The organism is Brevibacillus sp. NRRL NRS-603, from assembly GCF_003013445.1.
In the GTDB taxonomy this organism is placed as follows: Bacteria; Bacillota; Bacilli; order Brevibacillales; family Brevibacillaceae; genus Brevibacillus; species Brevibacillus formosus.
In genome coordinates this window covers 124,159-140,058 of record NZ_PXZN01000006.1, presented here as the reverse complement: position 1 = coordinate 140,058, position 15,900 = coordinate 124,159, and the positions used below count along the sequence as shown (strand labels likewise).

Here is a 15,900-nt window from a genome sequence, read left to right as displayed (position 1 = left end):
TTAGTTCTTCGTTTTCGGGTCCAAAATATCGCGCAAGCCATCCCCAACCAGATTGAACGCCAGTACGGTCAAAAAGATCGCAATCCCGGGAATGATGACCACATGTGGAGAAGTGGCGAGATAGTCACGACCCATACTGAGCATCGCCCCCCAGTCGGGACTCTCGGGAGCGGCCCCCAGACCGAGAAAGCTGAGACTGGATGCAGCCAAGATCGAGGTGCCGATCCGCATGGAAAAAAAGACGATCATACTGGAGACGGTCTCTGGAAAGATGTGTCGAAACATAATCCGGCTGCTTTTTGCCCCCATGGATCGTGCCGCTTCTACAAACACCGCTTCCTTGGCAGCCAATGTATTGCCGCGGATCAAACGAGCAAACGATGGAATACTGAACACCGCTACCGCCACGACGACATTCGTTAATCCCGGGCCGAGAATCGCAACGATTGCGATTGCAAGCAGCAAGTCGGGAAAAGCGAACATGACGTCACTCCACCGCATGATGAGGCGATCCATCCACCCGCCGTAATATCCGCTAATCAAGCCTAGAATCGTCCCAACCACTGCGCCGACCAGCACAGAAGAAAAGCTGACGCCAAGAGAGATTCCCGTTCCTACGATGATACGGCTCAAAATATCTCGTCCGTATTCATCTGTCCCTGCCCAATGCTCTATAGACGGAGTTTGCAACGTCACATCATAGTTCGGTTCATACGGATCATACGGGGCGATCCAAGGACCAAACAGCGCGATGATAAACAAAAACAAGATAAAAAACCCTGCCCAGAAAGCTGTCTTTTGCTGCTTCCACTTCTTCCAAAACTCGCGGGCTCGGGATTTCTTTTCAGGGGGAACCACGACATTATGCCCGATTTCTTTTACTACCTCCATTTACGTCACCTCCTTGCCATTAGCTTTCATAACGGATTTTCGGATTCAGTGCCTTGTACAGGATGTCTACCAGCAGATTCACGAGGATGAACTCCAGTGAAAACAACAGGATGACCGCCTGAACCACCGGATAATCACGAAACGCAATGGAATCGATCAACAGACGCCCCATACCCGGAATACTAAACACCGTCTCCACGACAACCGATCCGCCCAAGAGAAAGCCGAATTGCAAACCGGCGATGGTTACGACCGGAATCATTGAATTTTTCAGGGCGTGCTTGCGAACGACTACGGATTCCTTCAGCCCTTTTGCCCGACCTGTTCGAATAAAATCTTCCTTTAATGTTTCAAGCAGGGAGGACCGTGTAAAACGGGCCAGCATCGACATAATTCCTGCTCCCAAGGTTAACGAAGGAAGCACGTAGCTTTTCCAGCTCTCCACCCCACCTGTGGGAAACCAGCCCAGCGTAACAGAAAAAACTTGTATGAGAATGAGCCCCAGCCAAAATCCAGGCAAGGAAATACCGGAAATCGCCGTCAGCATTCCTACGTAATCCGGCCATTTATTGCGGAAAACAGCAGAGATCGTTCCAATCAGCAATCCGAGCACCAAGGCCCAGCCCAGGCTCATAAATGTCAACGTCATGGTTACGGAAAAACGGTTTTCAAACATATCGCTAATGGGAAGCCCCGTCTTCAAGGAGTGTCCCAAATTTCCTGTTAACAGGTTTTGCATGTAGTTGATGTACTGGGTAAGCAATGGCTTATCCAAGCCCAGCTCCTGACGCACCCGCTCGATCTCTTCCAAGGTCGCTTCTTTTCCCGCCGCCAAGCGTACAGGATCACCCGGAACCAGATGAATAAAGAAGAAAATGAGCAACGACACGACAAAAATAATCGGGATGATCTCGATGAGTCTCTTCACGATATAACGGAACATGGTACGGTTCCTCCTAAAAGAAAAGCAGCGCCCAGCGGCAGACAATGCCCGAACGCTGCTTCAAGTATTATTGGAACGCCGCTTCTCTTACATAGATGCCGCCACTTGGTGTGATATAAACACCGTTCACGTTCGCACGTTTTCCGTACAAGATTTCATCGACTGCGAGGAAAATCCATGGTGCATCTTTAAACACATTTTCTTGCACGACGCCATACAATTGCTTTTGCTTGTCTTGGTCTGACGATTGTGTCGCTTCCTTGATGCTTTGATCGACAAGGTCATTTTTGTAGAAAGCCGTGTTCGCTCCCGCAGGCGGGAAGTTCTCACTGCTAAACAACGAACGCATCGCATTGTCTGGATCAGCAGAGGACCAGCTTACGTACCACATGTTCATTTTTGCTTCTTCTGGCGACTTGATGCCGTAGATTTCATCGGACAGCGTGGCTTCTTCCATCGATTTCACTTCAACCTTGATGCCAACCTTTTGCAATTGCTGCTGAATGAATTGCATGCCCTTCATCGTATCCGAGTTCGTATTGCCCCAGATATCGGTAGTGAAGCCATTCTCGTAGCCTGCTTCTTTCAAAAGCTGCTTCGCTTTTTCGATGTTGTATTCATAGGTGCCTTGCTTCGCATAGTGGGCAATCGTCGGCGACATTACGGATTCCAGCTGTGCGCCATACCCGGATTTCACGACTTTAATGAACGCTTCCTTGTCCACTGCATGGTTGATGGCTTGGCGAACGCGCGGATCATCAAACGGCTTTTTCAGCATATTGATCGAGACATAGCGAGTGATGGTGGAAGGTGTGCGCTCTACCTTTACTTCCTCTTCACCGTTCAGTGTCTCTACTTGCTGCTCCGGCAACGGATAGATGACATCAGCTTCACCCGTCTTCAGCATGGCTACGCGGGAGCCGTTTTCGGGAACGGGTTTGTAGACGATTTTTCCGACCTTGGCAGCGCCCTTGTTCCAGTGATCCGGATTCAGCTCTACCGTCAAATGGTCACCCTGTACCCATTCCACGAATTTGTATGGGCCTGTGCCGACTGGATTTTTGGTAATGTCCTTGCCGTACTTTTCCAGAGCTGCCGGACTGATGATTCCAGTCGTGAACTTGTTGATCATCGCGGAAAACGGCTGGTTCAGCGTCACTTTTACTGTGTGCTCGTCGACTACCTCTGTAGACTTGATGTATTTGTAGTTCCGATAGGCTCTTAAGTTATTGTCTTTGTTGCTCATCCGGTCGAAGTTGATTTTGACCGCTTCGGCATTGAATGGTGTGCCGTCATGGAACTTCACGTTTTGCCGTAGCTTGAAGGTATACTCTGTCGCATCCTTATTAACCGAATATTCAGTCGATAAACCCGGCATGAGCTTCAAATCCTTGTCGTAAATTAGAAGCCCTTCAAACATCGCGCTTTGGACACCTGATGACAGTGCATCCCCTGTATTTTGAGGGTCCATCGTAATGAAGTTTTCGTTTACGGCGATGACCATCTGATCCTTTTGCGGCGCTCCTGTCGTTGTCCCCCCATTGGAAGCTGCCGGAGTTCCACTGCCACTGCCACCGCCACTAGAACATCCGAAAAGTAAAGCCACTGAAAAAAGTAAGACGGATGCGGTTCGCAAAAACGATGCTTTTTTCATTTTCTTTTCCCCCTTGTCTTCATCTAATCTATGGGTGACATCTGGATGTCCATGGATTGGTCTTGTCTGCCGATTATCGGGTAAATACGATTTCTCTTCCGGTCTCAGCTGATTCGTAAATGCCACACAGAATCTTCATCATCTCTACGCCGTCCTGCACAGGGCTGAGCGTTTCTTTTTCACCCAATATGCATGCGATGAAGTGATCGATCTCATTTTGAAAGCCCCGCTTGAAATCAAACGATAACTTATCCATCTGCGGGCTGAGATTCAGGATCGTGTCATGCTTTTCTGCAATGATGGACAGCTCTGGCTCCACCTCTGCGCCTCCCTTGTCTCCGTACAGCTTGACGGCCAGCTCGTCTTTTTTCGCATGCAACGTATAGCTCACATCCACGAAAAGGGAAGCTCCGTTTTCGAAGCGAATGAGTGCATTGGCCATATCCTCGACGGTGTTTTGGGAAGGGTCGTAGTCGGCAGCTTTGTAAAAGGAGAGATTTTTGACGTTGGAACGATTGCCCAGCTTGTTGTATGTATTGCCGCTGACGGTCGTTACTTTTGGACAGCCCATCAAGTACCAGCACAGATCAATGACATGCACACCGAGATCGATCAGCGGACCTCCGCCAGATCTGTCCTTGTCAGCGAACCAGCCTCCCGGATTGCCCAAGCGACGCAGGCAGGATGCCTTCGCATAATAAATCTCGCCCAGCTCGCCCGCATTGATAAACTGCTTGAGCAATTGCGCATTCGTATCGTACCTTCTCACAAAGCCCACCTGGAGCAGCTTGCCACTCCCTTTTACGGCCTCTTCTATCAGGAGAGCGCTTTCAACTGTTGTACTTAAAGGCTTTTCCAAAAGCACGTGCTTACCCGCTCTAAGGGCAGCGATGGCAATATCTGCGTGCGTGTTGTTCCACGTACAAATACTCACTGCGTCTACCTGCTCATCTGAGAAAACTTCCTCCAGCTTGGTGTAGCAAGTCTCAGCGTCGTACTTCTGTGCTTTTTCCCGAGCGCGCTCCTCGTTGAAGTCGACGACGGCACGAATTTCTGTACGTTCGTTTTGCTGGTACGATTGCAAGTGCATGTCTGAAATTGATCCTGCACCAATCACCGCAACTCTCACTTTTGACATGATGTTGTCTTCCTCCTTGCTTCTCATTCGTTAATTATTTTTTTCAGTGGAGTAATTAATAAGATGATACAAAATTGTTTTAATTTTTGCAATATAGATTTTCGAAGATTCCCCCTGCCGCTCCCATCACTCCGGCCTCCACCCCGATTGGGCTTGTGACCACCCGCACTTCATTCGCCAATCCAGGGATGCATCTATCTCTCATGCTCTTTTCGATTTCTGGAAGCAATAGTGCGGATGCGTTCATAACCCCGCCCCCGAAGACAAGGACCTCCGGATTAAACAAATAGATCAAATTGGCTGCTCCTACACCTAAGTAAAACCCCGCTTGCTTTACAATTTGCGTGAAAAACGGATCTCCTGCAAGCGCTGCTTCACTGATCACTTTTGCCGTCAGCTCTCCCTTTTCAACAAGGATTCGCTCGGTAACGGGCTCCTTCATGGATGCCAATTTGTGACTGGCGGCGTTTTCGATAGCAGTACCAGAAGCGTAATTTTCTAAGCATCCGCGATTCCCGCAGCGGCATGGCGGTCCGTTCCAATCGATCGAGATATGGCCGAACTCACCCGCACTTCCATCTCTACCTAAAACCAATCTTCCGTCGCTGACGATTCCAGCTCCTACCCCTGTGCTGACCGTGACGTAAATCATATTTCGTGTACCGACACCTGCGCCCCATAGCCACTCTGCAATGGCCGCAGCATTCGCGTCATTGAACAGGCGAACGGACAATCCGAATCTTTGCCCAATCAACGTGCCAATCGGTACATTTCGCCAACCCAGATTGCTCGCAAAAATGACTTCGCCGCTATCGCTGTTAATCACACCAGCTGAAGCGATTCCAACACCGCGTACTTTTTCGGGATGGATTCCGCTTGCTGACAGGACATCGTGTGTAGCGGACAGCACTCTTTCGATCACGGCCTTTTCTCCCTCTTCCGCGTGCGTAGGCAGTTGTTTTCGTGCGATCAATCGGCCTGTACGGTCCACTAATCCAGCCAAGATTTTGGTCCCACCCAAGTCCAGCCCAATCGCGTATTCCTCTTTTGCCATGCTCGTCTCTCCTTTGTTTACCGTAACCATTTGATACTTAATTTCTCCAACGGCTTTATAAATTCAACTTGCTTTATTTGTAGCATACCCATCCCTCTACGTCCAGATTATTCGAAAAATTCAATTCATCGGCTGGTTTCTTTTCGAATACCAAGAAGTACATAGGACAGAATAAAACTGTTAAAACGCCCAAAAGGAGAACTGTCCGATGAATAAACAGACGCTGGCTGCCCATGAATCACTGGATATTCATGAGGTACTTAACTTTAAAACACTTTGTCTCGCCAAATCCAAGCTGATGCAAGGCCTGGTATTCGATCAGGATTTACGAGCGTTGATGCAAAAAGATGTAGAGCAATCCTTGCAAGCAATCGAGGAGCTTCAGACTATTTACAAGAACGCGCCCTTCCAGGCACCGATCCCGCAAACGCGTCCGACCCCCATCATAAACTGAAGGTGAGAATCAGATGAACAACGATTATCAAGATCCCATAAATGCGTTAAACATGCCGGAGAAGGCAGATATGACTTTTGCAATGGACTTCCTCATGCGTGCCAAAGAAGGCGTCCGAAACACAGCAATTGCTCTGACTGAAACCGTTACTCCGGAAGCAAGAGCCGTATTGCGAAAACAACTCCATCAAGGAATTGCCCTCCATCAAGAAATCGCGGAGCTGATGCTCAGTAAGAAATGGTTCCATCCTTACGAACTCCATGAACAGTATCAACTAGACCACCTCTCAGCCCTGGAAACGATCCAAATCGGGCACATGAACCTATTCCCAGAAGATACTTCGCGCAAAGGCATGTTCGATCGGACACCAGATGAACACCAATGATGGAGGAACTTATCGATGAAAGCTGTTACATACCAAGGCATTAAAAACGTAGTGGTAAAAGAGGTGCCCGACCCGAAGCTTGAAAAGCCCGATGATATGATCGTGAAATTGACAAGTACAGCCATATGCGGGTCCGATCTCCATTTAATTCATGGCATGATCCCCAATTTGCAAGAGGATTACATTATTGGTCACGAACCAATGGGCATTGTCGAAGAGGTTGGTCCCGGTGTAACCAAGCTGAAAAAGGGCGACCGCGTCATCATTCCATTTACGATTGCTTGCGGCGAATGCTTTTATTGCAAAAACGATTTAGAAAGCCAATGTGACAATTCAAACGAGAATGGCGATATGGGTGGTTTTTTTGGATATACCGGTACAACTGGCGGTTATCCTGGGGGACAGGCGGAGTATTTGCGGGTGCCCTATGCGAACTTTACCCATTTCAAGCTGCCCGAAAACTGCGAAATAGAAGATGAAAAGCTGTGTTTGATTGCCGATGTCATGCCAACTGCCTATTGGAGCGTAGATAACGCAGGTGTCAAGAACGGAGATACCGTGATCGTTCTGGGCTGCGGCCCCGTAGGTCTTCTTGTCCAAAAGTTTTGTTGGCTGAAGGGTGCAAAACGTGTGATTGCCGTTGATTATGTCGACTACCGCCTGCAACATGCAAAGCGTACGAACAACGTAGAAATCGTAAACTTTGAGCAAAAGGAAAATATCGGCAACTACCTGAAAGAACTCACGAAGGGTGGCGCTGATGTTGTCATCGATGCTGTTGGTATGGATGGAAAAATGTCCGCTTTGGAGTTTCTGGCGAGTGGCTTGAAGCTGCAAGGAGGCGCGATGGGAGCAATCGTCATCGCTTCCCAAGCAGTCCGCAAAGGCGGCACAATCCAAATTACCGGTGTTTATGGCGGACGCTATAATGCCTTCCCTCTTGGAGACATCATGCAACGCAATGTTAACATACGCTCCGGACAAGCTCCTGTGATCCACTACATGCCCTATATGTATGAGCTCATTACCACCGGAAAAGTCGATCCGGGCGACATCATCACGCATGTCATTCCCTTGAGTGAAGCAAAGCGTGGATACGAAGTATTTGATACGAAAACGGACAATTGCATCAAAGTCGTTCTAAAGCCTTGATGAAATGACGGGAAGGAAGGTGCCGCTGCGATGAGTTACGGATTGCACGAACAGCTTGAACTGCATGAAATTGCTTCTTTTAAAACCATTTGCATGACCAAGTCCAAGACAATGCAAAGTCTGGTTTCCGATGAGACGTTGAGACAGCTTTTGGCTGACGATGTTCTCGTATCCACCAGACAGCTCCAGGAGCTGAGCTCTCTACTGACAAAAGCAAATTCTTAGGGGGACAACACATGAGTGGCATTCTTCAAAGCTTAGCTGGTATGGGTGGCCTGACGGATCAAGTAATCGCCATGGACTTTCTCATTTCCGCAAAGAGCGGTGTGCGGAACTATGCCATGGCACTGACGGAAACAGGCACCCCAGAAATTAAGGCAACACTAACCAAGCACTTGGAAGAAGCAATCGATTTGCACGAAAAGATCAGCCTGTACATGATTGAGCGAGGCTGGTATCATCCATGGAATGTTACCGAGCAGATTCAATTGGATCAGCAAAATATCCAGACCGCGTTAAATCTCTCGTGAACGGAAAGCACCCTTTTGAGGTGCTTTTTATTTTGTCTACCATTCGACAATATCTCCTAAAGTAAAAGGAACAAACATCCTATAAAATGGTATATATAGGTATTCTTGGAGAGTGGCGATGGTATCCATCTCATGGAGTACCGCAACTTCTGGCATTCACTCGATGAGCGTTTCGGAGCTACATTACCTCTGTCATGAAAGGTTGATGTTCATGTTTAAAAAAGCCTTAATCATCCTGACTTTAAGCTCAGTTGTCTCTGTACCAAGTTTAGCCGCGGCAGCCCACGGGGCCGCTCTACCATTACAGGAGAAGGCACCAGCCTCCGCAAAAGCAATAATCAAAAATGCCGCATTTGGTCAGGAAGTATGGGTAATGCTCGGCTCTCCTATTCCAACCGGATGGGTCGTGATCAGATCTTCTGGAAACATGAACCTGATTAAGGATATGAACAATGCTCCTTCTGGTTACGAGGTTTGGGTAATGCTCGGCTCTCCTATTCCTGACGGATGGGTTGTGATCAGAAGTTCCGGAAGCATGAACCAGATTAAAAATCTGAACAGCGCCTCTTCTAATCAGGAAGTATGGGTAATGCTCGGTTCCCCTATTCCTGACGGATGGGTTGTGATTAGAAGTTCCGGAAGCATGAACCAGATTAAAAATCTGAACAACGCACCCTCTGGTCAGGAGGTATGGGTAATGCTCGGCTCGCCTATTCCTGACGGATGGATTGTTGTCAGGTCATCGGGAACAATGAACCTGATCAAGCGCCTATAGGCATGTATCCTGTTTACAAGCTGACGTCGAAACTCAATCAACATCAGCTTGTTTCTTTTTCTTGTTGGCCATAGGCTGAGGACACCAACTCCTACCTTTTTAAACAGGTAGGTTTTTTTATTTCCACCATGCATCGGCATGAATGATCAGTAAATATGGTATAAATTGTTAATAATTTTGTAACTGTCTTGAAAATATCCGATACATATTTTACCATTTAAGAAAACAATTTCAAAATACTTAAAAGAGATGGACTAGTAGGTCCACAAAGAACTGTACTGGGAAAACAAAACTCTTATTTGGAAGGAGCCTCATGATGTTAGAAAGAACTTTGGGTAAACTTTTATTGTTCACCATTACTCTTGTCACTCTTGTAAATGGATATTTCATTACGCCAACCAACGCACAGGATCAATCCGAATATCGCGTGGATTTTAGCGGTGTATCCGCTCCGATCCCTGTCAATATCCGTACCGGACCGACAACTTCTGCCGCTATCATCGACAGGCTTCAACCAAATACCCGTGTACAATTTTCTGGTTGGACCCGTGGTACCTCGCTCAATGATTATTGGACAAGCTCCCCTGATAATAGATGGTTCTTCTACGAGAAAAACGGCGTGAAATACTATATTGCGTCTGCTTTTATTAATGGAAACCCACCTGCAACCGATCATAACAATGTCTTAGTATCGTATCAGGTAACCATTACAACGAATATCCCTGCTCTTAAACAGGCCTATGAGAATGCCATTCAAAATTGGAACAACACAGGCATTGTTTCATTAACCCTAACACAAAATGCCCCTATTACCTTAGGTGAAGGCTATGCGAGGGGCTATGATGGATTTGGCTGGTGGCAATCGAATGGTTCCAGAGTAACCGGTGGCACAGTCATCCAATGGAACAGAGTGAGCAACAGAAACGCCGCTTATTTAGAAGCCTTGGCTACTCATGAGATTGGGCATGTCCTACGACTAAATCACAGATCCGATTATTCGATCATGAATAACTCTTGGTTGACCAGAATCACTGCTCCGACCCAAAACGACATCAATGAGCTTAGAAACATCTTTAGTCGATAACTCCATTGCCCACAAAAAAAGACAATGAAATGCACTCTTTTTGGCTGTCGAGAAAGTCGACGGCCTTTTTTGACGAACTGCCCAACTCTTGTGGATAGACTCCTTTCCTTCTCATGCAACAGCGTATACTATTATAAATATTCCTTACCTTTCCCAAAGGAGAATCCCAATGAATAATCAAATCCTCAGTGCACGCCTGACTTTCACTAAAGTGGCTTTACCCGATTGGGACCTAATCCGCTCCATCTATTCCAACCCGACACTGATGGAGCATATCGGAGCGACCATGAGCGATGAAGATATCCGCCGTAACTTTGAGAAAGAACTCGCTCCATGGAGTCTCGAATCGAACTACTGGCTAACCTGGATCATACGTGAAACGGACTCCGGTAGAGACGTTGGCTTGATTAGCATCTGCACCCGTAACCGAGAAACTCTCACTGCGGAAGTGGGCTTCATCATACTGGAGGGATTCAAGGGCAAGGGTTACGCAACGGAAGCAATCAGACGCGTATTTGATTTCGCTGTGGATTCGTTTGGATTCAAAAAATTTACAGCTGTTTGTTCCGAAGAACATGCCGCTTCACGCCGTGTTTTGGAGAAGGCTGGAATGAAGCTGGATAAGGTCGGGCCCGAAAGCACTGAAATTTCTGGCAAGATGGTGAATGACTGTTTTTATTCGTTAGAGAAGTAAGCGGTTCTAAGTTGGGCTCCTTAGCAAATCCGCCGATTTCTAGCTGCACCTAGACCAAATATAAAGAGCAAGATTGACGCACAAACCAAAAGCAGAAGTGGAACAGTCCAGCTACCCGTTGCATCATGCAGATATCCGAAAAGGGTCGGGCCTATTGCAGCAAGTAGGTATCCAACTGATTGAGCCATACCGGACAGCTCTGCAGCCTGTTGAGCATTCTCTGTCCGTAAGCCAAAAAACATCATCGATAAACTAAATGCAAAACCTCCACCAATTCCGAGCATGATGATCCACCAAACAATGAAATTCGCGCTTCCATAAACTAATCCAAGAGTTCCCGTTAAAAGCAAAATTGCCGTAATCGTAACTAATGAGCGCTGACTGGACATACGCCCTGCGATAATCGGAACGACAAAAGTAAAGGGAAGCAAGGCTAACTGCATAATGGAAAGTAACCAGCCCGATTGATCTGGACTTGTTCCTTGCTGTTTTAAGATTTCAGGTAGCCATGTGATCAGTACATAGAAAAACGTAGATTGGAGTCCCATAAACAAGGTTACTTGCCACGCTAGTGGGGAACGCCATAAATTCACACTGCTATCAGCCGATTGATTTTGAACGGTGGCTGTTTCCCTATTGCGGCGTTTCATTTGAGGTAACCAAAATAATATGGATACCAAACTAAGAATGCCCCATATACCCAATGCCCCTTGCCATCCAACTCCTAATCCAACTGCAATGGGAACACTAATACCAGATGCTATTGCCCCTAATAAATTCATAAAAATGGAATATACACCCGTCATTAAACCAATTCGTCTAGGAAACTCTCGTTTAATAAGGCTAGGCAACAATACATTAGAAATGGAAATTGCCAATCCAAGAACAGCAGTACCGATATATAAAGTAGCAATTCCTGAGAGGGAACGCAAAATAACCCCAAGAGTAAGAAGGATGATAGAAATTAGAATCATTACTTCTACTCCAAACTTTCGTCCTAATTTAGGAACAATTGGAGAAAAAAGTGCAAAGGCTAATAGAGGCAACGTGGTAATCATACCGGCCAGCGTATTCGAAATATGAACATCGTCCCTAATAAGACCAACTAGAGGCCCCACCGAGGTTAAAGGGGCCCGTAAATTAGCTGCAATAAAAATAATCCCTACAATAAACGCAAAAACTGCTGATCTAGTGACTTTTGGATTTGATTTTATCTCTTGCTTGCTCATCTTTTTCCCTCTTCGTCTATTAGATTGGATTCGAAACTCAATGAAAATATATTATAATATACTTTTCGACTAATAATGTATACTATAATACATCAATCGATAATTGTCTAATGTCTATCATCTCTAATAAATCACAACCAAAAATAACCCTCTAGCAACCATTCGGTCGATAAAGGGTCATAGTCGTCGTAGTCTATGAACATACAGGGGATCAATTTTTAGACCCCATATTTCAATATAATATGGAGCACAACAAGCTCGTCGGACTGATTTATATAGGAATGCGTGCCATCTGCACAAAAACTAATCGAATCATATTGATTCAAGACGTACGACTCATTATTTACATGAATGGAAAGGGTTCCTGACATTACTGTCGCAATTTCCGTTGTATTGTGGTGATGCTTCTCTGGATGGTATGAGCTGTTCGGTTGTAAATAAGCTCTATACGTTTCAATTTCATTACTTACGTTTTGAAAGATTGGCTCAATGACCCACTCTTTATTTTCCCCAGCAATTCTGAGTCCCTTCCCAGCTCTGGACAGATTCACACTGTTTTCCGTTGAGAATAACGCCAAGAGTGGTATAGATAAGCATTTCGAAATTTTCCACAGCACCCCGATTGTTGGGTTGGTTTCTCCACGCTCAATATTTCCAAGTGTCAGCTTGCTCACACCGGATAGCTCTGATAAATCTTCAAGGCTCAAATGCTTCTCTTTACGAATTTTTTTTAATACCCCTCCAACCTGTAAAACAACTTGTTTTGGATCATCGGTTTCTAGATTCACTTTAAGCCCCCCTTTGCCACAACGATGGAAACGATAAAAACTTTGCTATTAGCATTCATATACGATAGTGGGTGGAATCATACTAAATATACCAGATCATCAATCATAACCCCATAAAAAAGAAACCCTTCCTGCCGAAACAGAAAGGGCCTCCTCCAGCTGATCTGCTACTTAAACCAGCCTTTTTCCTTGGAATGCATAATCGCCTCGATCCGATTGCTCACACCGAGCTTATCGAGAATGATGGAGATGTAATTCCGCACAGTCCCTGTCGTAATGTACAGCTGGCTGGCAATCTCCTTGGTGTTCTTCCCGTCAGCGATCAAAAGCAGGACTTCCTTTTCCCGCTCCGTCAGCGGATTCTCCTGCCCGTATGCCTCATCGACCAACTCAGGCGCATAGATCCGCCGCCCTGCCATAATGCTGCGGATCGAGCTAGCCAGCTCTTCGCTCGGACTGTCCTTGAGCAAGTAGCCGTTTGCGCCTGCCTTCAGTGCCCGTTCGAAGTAACCTGGGCGAGCAAAGGTTGTAAGAATCATCACCTTGCACCCGCTGCCTTTCAATTCCTCGGCAGCGTCCAATCCGCTTTTGACTGGCATTTCGATATCCATAATGCATATGTCGGGTTGATGCTGATGCACGAGCTTAACGGCATCCTCACCATTACTTGCTCTTCCGACGACCTTCATATCCTCTTCCAAATCAAGCAGGGAAGCAAGGGCTCCCAAGAGCATCCGCTGATCCTCTGCAATGACAATGCGAATCATCCTCCCGCCTCCTGTTCCGGTTGTTTGAAGACGTTGGGCACCCGAATCACTAGCTGTGTTCCAGACATTGAGGACTGGATTTCCATGCTTCCGTTGACAAATTCCAGCCGTTCCTTCATCCCACGCAAACCGTTGCCTCGGTAAACCAATTCCTCCGCCATTCCTATGCCATTATCCGTTACGCTTACGACGAGATCGGTACGAGTGGGTTCAATGACGATGGAACAGGCGGTGGCATTGCTATGCTTCACAATATTGTTGACCGCTTCTTTCAGGCACATGCACAACACATTTTCCGTCATCAGCGAAGTATTGGTCAAATTCGTGTCGCCTTCCAGTACGAATTCAATATCCGCTGCCTTGAAAATTTGCTTGATCCGAAACATCTCATCCTCTAACCGCGTCCCGCGCATTTGCGTGACCATTTCCCGTACCTCTTTCAAAGCGATTCGCGCCGTTTGCCTGATTTCCTCCAGCTCCGTTCTCGCCAGAGCAGGATTTTTGTTGATCAGCTTGTTCGCCAAATCACTTTTCAACCCAATCAGGGAGAGCTTCTGCCCCAGCGTATCGTGCAAGTCACGGGCAATGCGTTGGCGTTCCTCGAGCTTGACCAGCTCTGATATCCGCTTGTTGGCATGCTCCAGCTCTCCTTGCAGCTTCTCTCGCTTATTCCAGTTGTACGTAGTCACGGGCAAGAGAATGACAGCGATCATGCTAACCAAAACAAACGGAAGCTGGCCAATCAATTGCGCATTTTTGGTGAAAAAGCCGATGTTGACCGATAAGGTGGTGCTGATCAAATGAACCGTGTACAGCGTAACAAAGCCGATCTTGTTCTCGATATTCCCGATAAAAAACGCCAGGAAGAGTGAGAAATACACATAGCCGAACATCAAGGTCATGGCGACGGATATGATAATCTGCACACTCGTCCAAAAGTAAATTAGCCAGCCCTTTGACAGGAAGGAGAATACATAGCAAATGAAAAACAGAATGATCATGATGATTCCGATCACTGCTTCGTGCGTCGAAGAGGACCGGAAGATGAAATAGAATGGCAGGATGTAGAAGACAACCCACACATAAGGGCTCAAGCCCGTATTTTTTTGAAGAATGTGATACCACTTCTGCTTCTGCATGATTGCCCACCTTTTCTTCGCCACTCTCTCAAGTGTATCGGAATTCAAAGGTTTATGGCAGGCTTATTTTCCTTCCAAACTCGGTTTGGAGCCTTGGAGTGCATCCATGATCACTTCAGATCGAGCAGCAGCCAATCGCTTGATGCCTTTGAAGCTCACAAAACGCTTGTTGCTCTCATCCCATAAATGAAAACGCAGGCACTGCAAGCTGGACGCCAGTGTAATCGTTGTCGCCATATGAAGCGGCGGTGTCTCGTTATGGGCTTTTTCCAGGTTGTAATTCGGTACGCGTGGGCTTAAGTGATGGACGTGGTGAAAGCCAATATTGCCTGTGATCCATTGCAAAACCTTCGGCAGCTTATAGTAGGAGCTTCCTTCTACTGCTGCTTTCACGTAGCTCCACTCTTCTTCGTTCTCAAAGTACGAATCCTCATACGTATGCTGCACATAAAACAGCCAAATGCCAAACAATCCCGAGACAAAAAAGATTGGACCTTGAATCAGTAGGAATGCTTGCCAGCCAACCGCCCAGATTAAGAGCCCATAAAGACTGACCAACAACACATTCGTCAAATACGTATTCATCCGCTCTTTGCGGCGAGCTCTCTTTACATTAAAACGATATTGAAGCAAAAAGACAAAAATAGGACCCAAACCAAACATAACGATCGGATTACGGTACAGCCGATAAGCAATTTTACGCCAAGTAGGAGCTTCGAGATATTCATTAACAGTCAACATCCACAGATCGCCTACGCCTCGTTTGTCGAGGTTGCTGCTCGTTGCATGGTGAATATTGTGACTATTTTTCCACTGTTCATACGGAACGAGGGTAAGCACACCAGTAATCGTCCCTACGATGTCATTTGCCCGACGATTTTTGAAAAAGGATTGGTGGCAGCAATCGTGGCAAATGATGAAGGTACGGATGACGAAGCCAGCTGCGACAATGACGATAGGCAACGTGAGCCAATAAGACACAGACAGACTGAGATAAGCTCCGTACCAGAGCAGAATCAGCGGAACCAACGTATTGAATAGCTGTCGGATACTCTTTTTCAGGTCTGATTTTTCAAAGGGGGCAACATTCTTTTTCAACTGGGCAATGTTGGCTTGATGCATCTATTGTTTCCTCCTCGATCGAAGCGCATAGACACGTGGAATGCGCCGAACGCCATATTCTATCTTTATTGTAGAAAATAGTGTCTGGCCGCTGTAGTCAT

The 15,900-nt window shown here is 46.6% G+C and carries 18 protein-coding genes; 8 read left to right on the top strand and 10 right to left on the bottom strand.

Features of this window, described 5'->3' with window-relative positions; genetic code table 11:
• From C7R94_RS02675 to C7R94_RS02655, 5 genes are all read right to left on the bottom strand, one after another.
• Nucleotides 1–891, bottom strand: coding sequence for an ABC transporter permease subunit (locus tag C7R94_RS02675; protein WP_106778363.1), 891 nt, complete (start codon nt 889–891; stop codon nt 1–3).
• 19 nt (nt 892–910) lie between these two features.
• Complete coding sequence (nikB, locus tag C7R94_RS02670; protein WP_106778362.1) at nt 911–1,834, bottom strand: nickel ABC transporter permease; 924 nt, start codon at nt 1,832–1,834, stop codon at nt 911–913.
• A gap of 67 nt (nt 1,835–1,901) precedes the next feature.
• A complete protein-coding gene (locus tag C7R94_RS02665) occupies nt 1,902–3,488 on the bottom strand; it encodes a glutathione ABC transporter substrate-binding protein (protein WP_106778361.1) in 1,587 nt (528 codons plus the stop codon).
• A gap of 73 nt (nt 3,489–3,561) precedes the next feature.
• Nucleotides 3,562–4,626 carry a Gfo/Idh/MocA family protein gene (locus C7R94_RS02660; RefSeq protein ID WP_106778360.1) on the bottom strand — a complete coding sequence of 355 codons (1,065 nt, stop codon included), beginning with the start codon at nt 4,624–4,626 and terminating at the stop codon, nt 3,562–3,564.
• 79 nt (nt 4,627–4,705) lie between these two features.
• Entirely contained in the window at nt 4,706–5,680 is a 975-nt protein-coding gene (locus tag C7R94_RS02655) for an ROK family protein (RefSeq protein ID WP_106778359.1), read from the bottom strand.
• A gap of 208 nt (nt 5,681–5,888) precedes the next feature.
• Here C7R94_RS02655 and C7R94_RS02650 point away from each other — a divergent pair, with 208 nt between their 5' ends.
• The 8 genes from C7R94_RS02650 to C7R94_RS02615 all read left to right on the top strand — a co-directional run bounded on the left by C7R94_RS02650 (nt 5,889) and on the right by C7R94_RS02615 (nt 10,754).
• A complete protein-coding gene (locus C7R94_RS02650; protein ID WP_106778358.1) occupies nt 5,889–6,134 on the top strand; it encodes a spore gernimation protein GerQ in 246 nt (81 codons plus the stop codon).
• 13 nt (nt 6,135–6,147) lie between these two features.
• On the top strand, nt 6,148–6,519 hold the full coding sequence (locus C7R94_RS02645; protein ID WP_047072100.1) for a spore coat protein: 372 nt from the start codon (nt 6,148–6,150) through the stop codon (nt 6,517–6,519).
• Nucleotides 6,520–6,534: 15 nt separating this feature from the next.
• A complete protein-coding gene (locus C7R94_RS02640) occupies nt 6,535–7,671 on the top strand; it encodes a zinc-dependent alcohol dehydrogenase (protein WP_106778357.1) in 1,137 nt (378 codons plus the stop codon).
• Nucleotides 7,672–7,701: 30 nt separating this feature from the next.
• Nucleotides 7,702–7,896, top strand: coding sequence for a hypothetical protein (locus tag C7R94_RS02635; RefSeq protein ID WP_047072104.1), 195 nt, complete (start codon nt 7,702–7,704; stop codon nt 7,894–7,896).
• Nucleotides 7,897–7,907: 11 nt separating this feature from the next.
• Complete coding sequence (locus tag C7R94_RS02630) at nt 7,908–8,201, top strand: spore coat protein (RefSeq protein WP_106778356.1); 294 nt, start codon at nt 7,908–7,910, stop codon at nt 8,199–8,201.
• Between the two features lie 211 nt (nt 8,202–8,412).
• Nucleotides 8,413–8,976 carry a hypothetical protein gene (locus tag C7R94_RS02625; protein WP_106778385.1) on the top strand — a complete coding sequence of 188 codons (564 nt, stop codon included), beginning with the start codon at nt 8,413–8,415 and terminating at the stop codon, nt 8,974–8,976.
• A gap of 313 nt (nt 8,977–9,289) precedes the next feature.
• Nucleotides 9,290–10,060, top strand: coding sequence for a matrixin family metalloprotease (locus C7R94_RS02620; protein ID WP_233220458.1), 771 nt, complete (start codon nt 9,290–9,292; stop codon nt 10,058–10,060).
• Between the two features lie 169 nt (nt 10,061–10,229).
• On the top strand, nt 10,230–10,754 hold the full coding sequence (locus tag C7R94_RS02615; protein ID WP_106778354.1) for a GNAT family N-acetyltransferase: 525 nt from the start codon (nt 10,230–10,232) through the stop codon (nt 10,752–10,754).
• A gap of 20 nt (nt 10,755–10,774) precedes the next feature.
• Here the strand turns inward: C7R94_RS02615 and C7R94_RS02610 are convergent, their stop codons facing one another.
• The 5 genes from C7R94_RS02610 to desA all read right to left on the bottom strand — a co-directional run bounded on the left by C7R94_RS02610 (nt 10,775) and on the right by desA (nt 15,799).
• A complete protein-coding gene (locus C7R94_RS02610; protein ID WP_106778353.1) occupies nt 10,775–11,983 on the bottom strand; it encodes a CynX/NimT family MFS transporter in 1,209 nt (402 codons plus the stop codon).
• A 218-nt stretch (nt 11,984–12,201) separates the two neighbouring features.
• Nucleotides 12,202–12,771, bottom strand: coding sequence for a helix-turn-helix domain-containing protein (locus tag C7R94_RS02605; protein WP_047072111.1), 570 nt, complete (start codon nt 12,769–12,771; stop codon nt 12,202–12,204).
• A gap of 167 nt (nt 12,772–12,938) precedes the next feature.
• Nucleotides 12,939–13,538 (bottom strand): response regulator transcription factor, encoded by a 600-nt coding sequence (locus C7R94_RS02600; RefSeq protein WP_047072112.1) that lies wholly within the window; start codon nt 13,536–13,538, stop codon nt 12,939–12,941.
• Nucleotides 13,535–14,677 (bottom strand): sensor histidine kinase, encoded by a 1,143-nt coding sequence (locus tag C7R94_RS02595; RefSeq protein WP_047072113.1) that lies wholly within the window; start codon nt 14,675–14,677, stop codon nt 13,535–13,537. Before C7R94_RS02595 ends, C7R94_RS02600 begins: the two co-directional genes overlap by 4 nt.
• A 63-nt stretch (nt 14,678–14,740) precedes the next feature.
• A complete protein-coding gene (gene desA, locus C7R94_RS02590) occupies nt 14,741–15,799 on the bottom strand; it encodes a Delta(5) desaturase DesA (protein ID WP_047072114.1) in 1,059 nt (352 codons plus the stop codon).
• Nucleotides 15,800–15,900 lie beyond the last annotated feature (101 nt).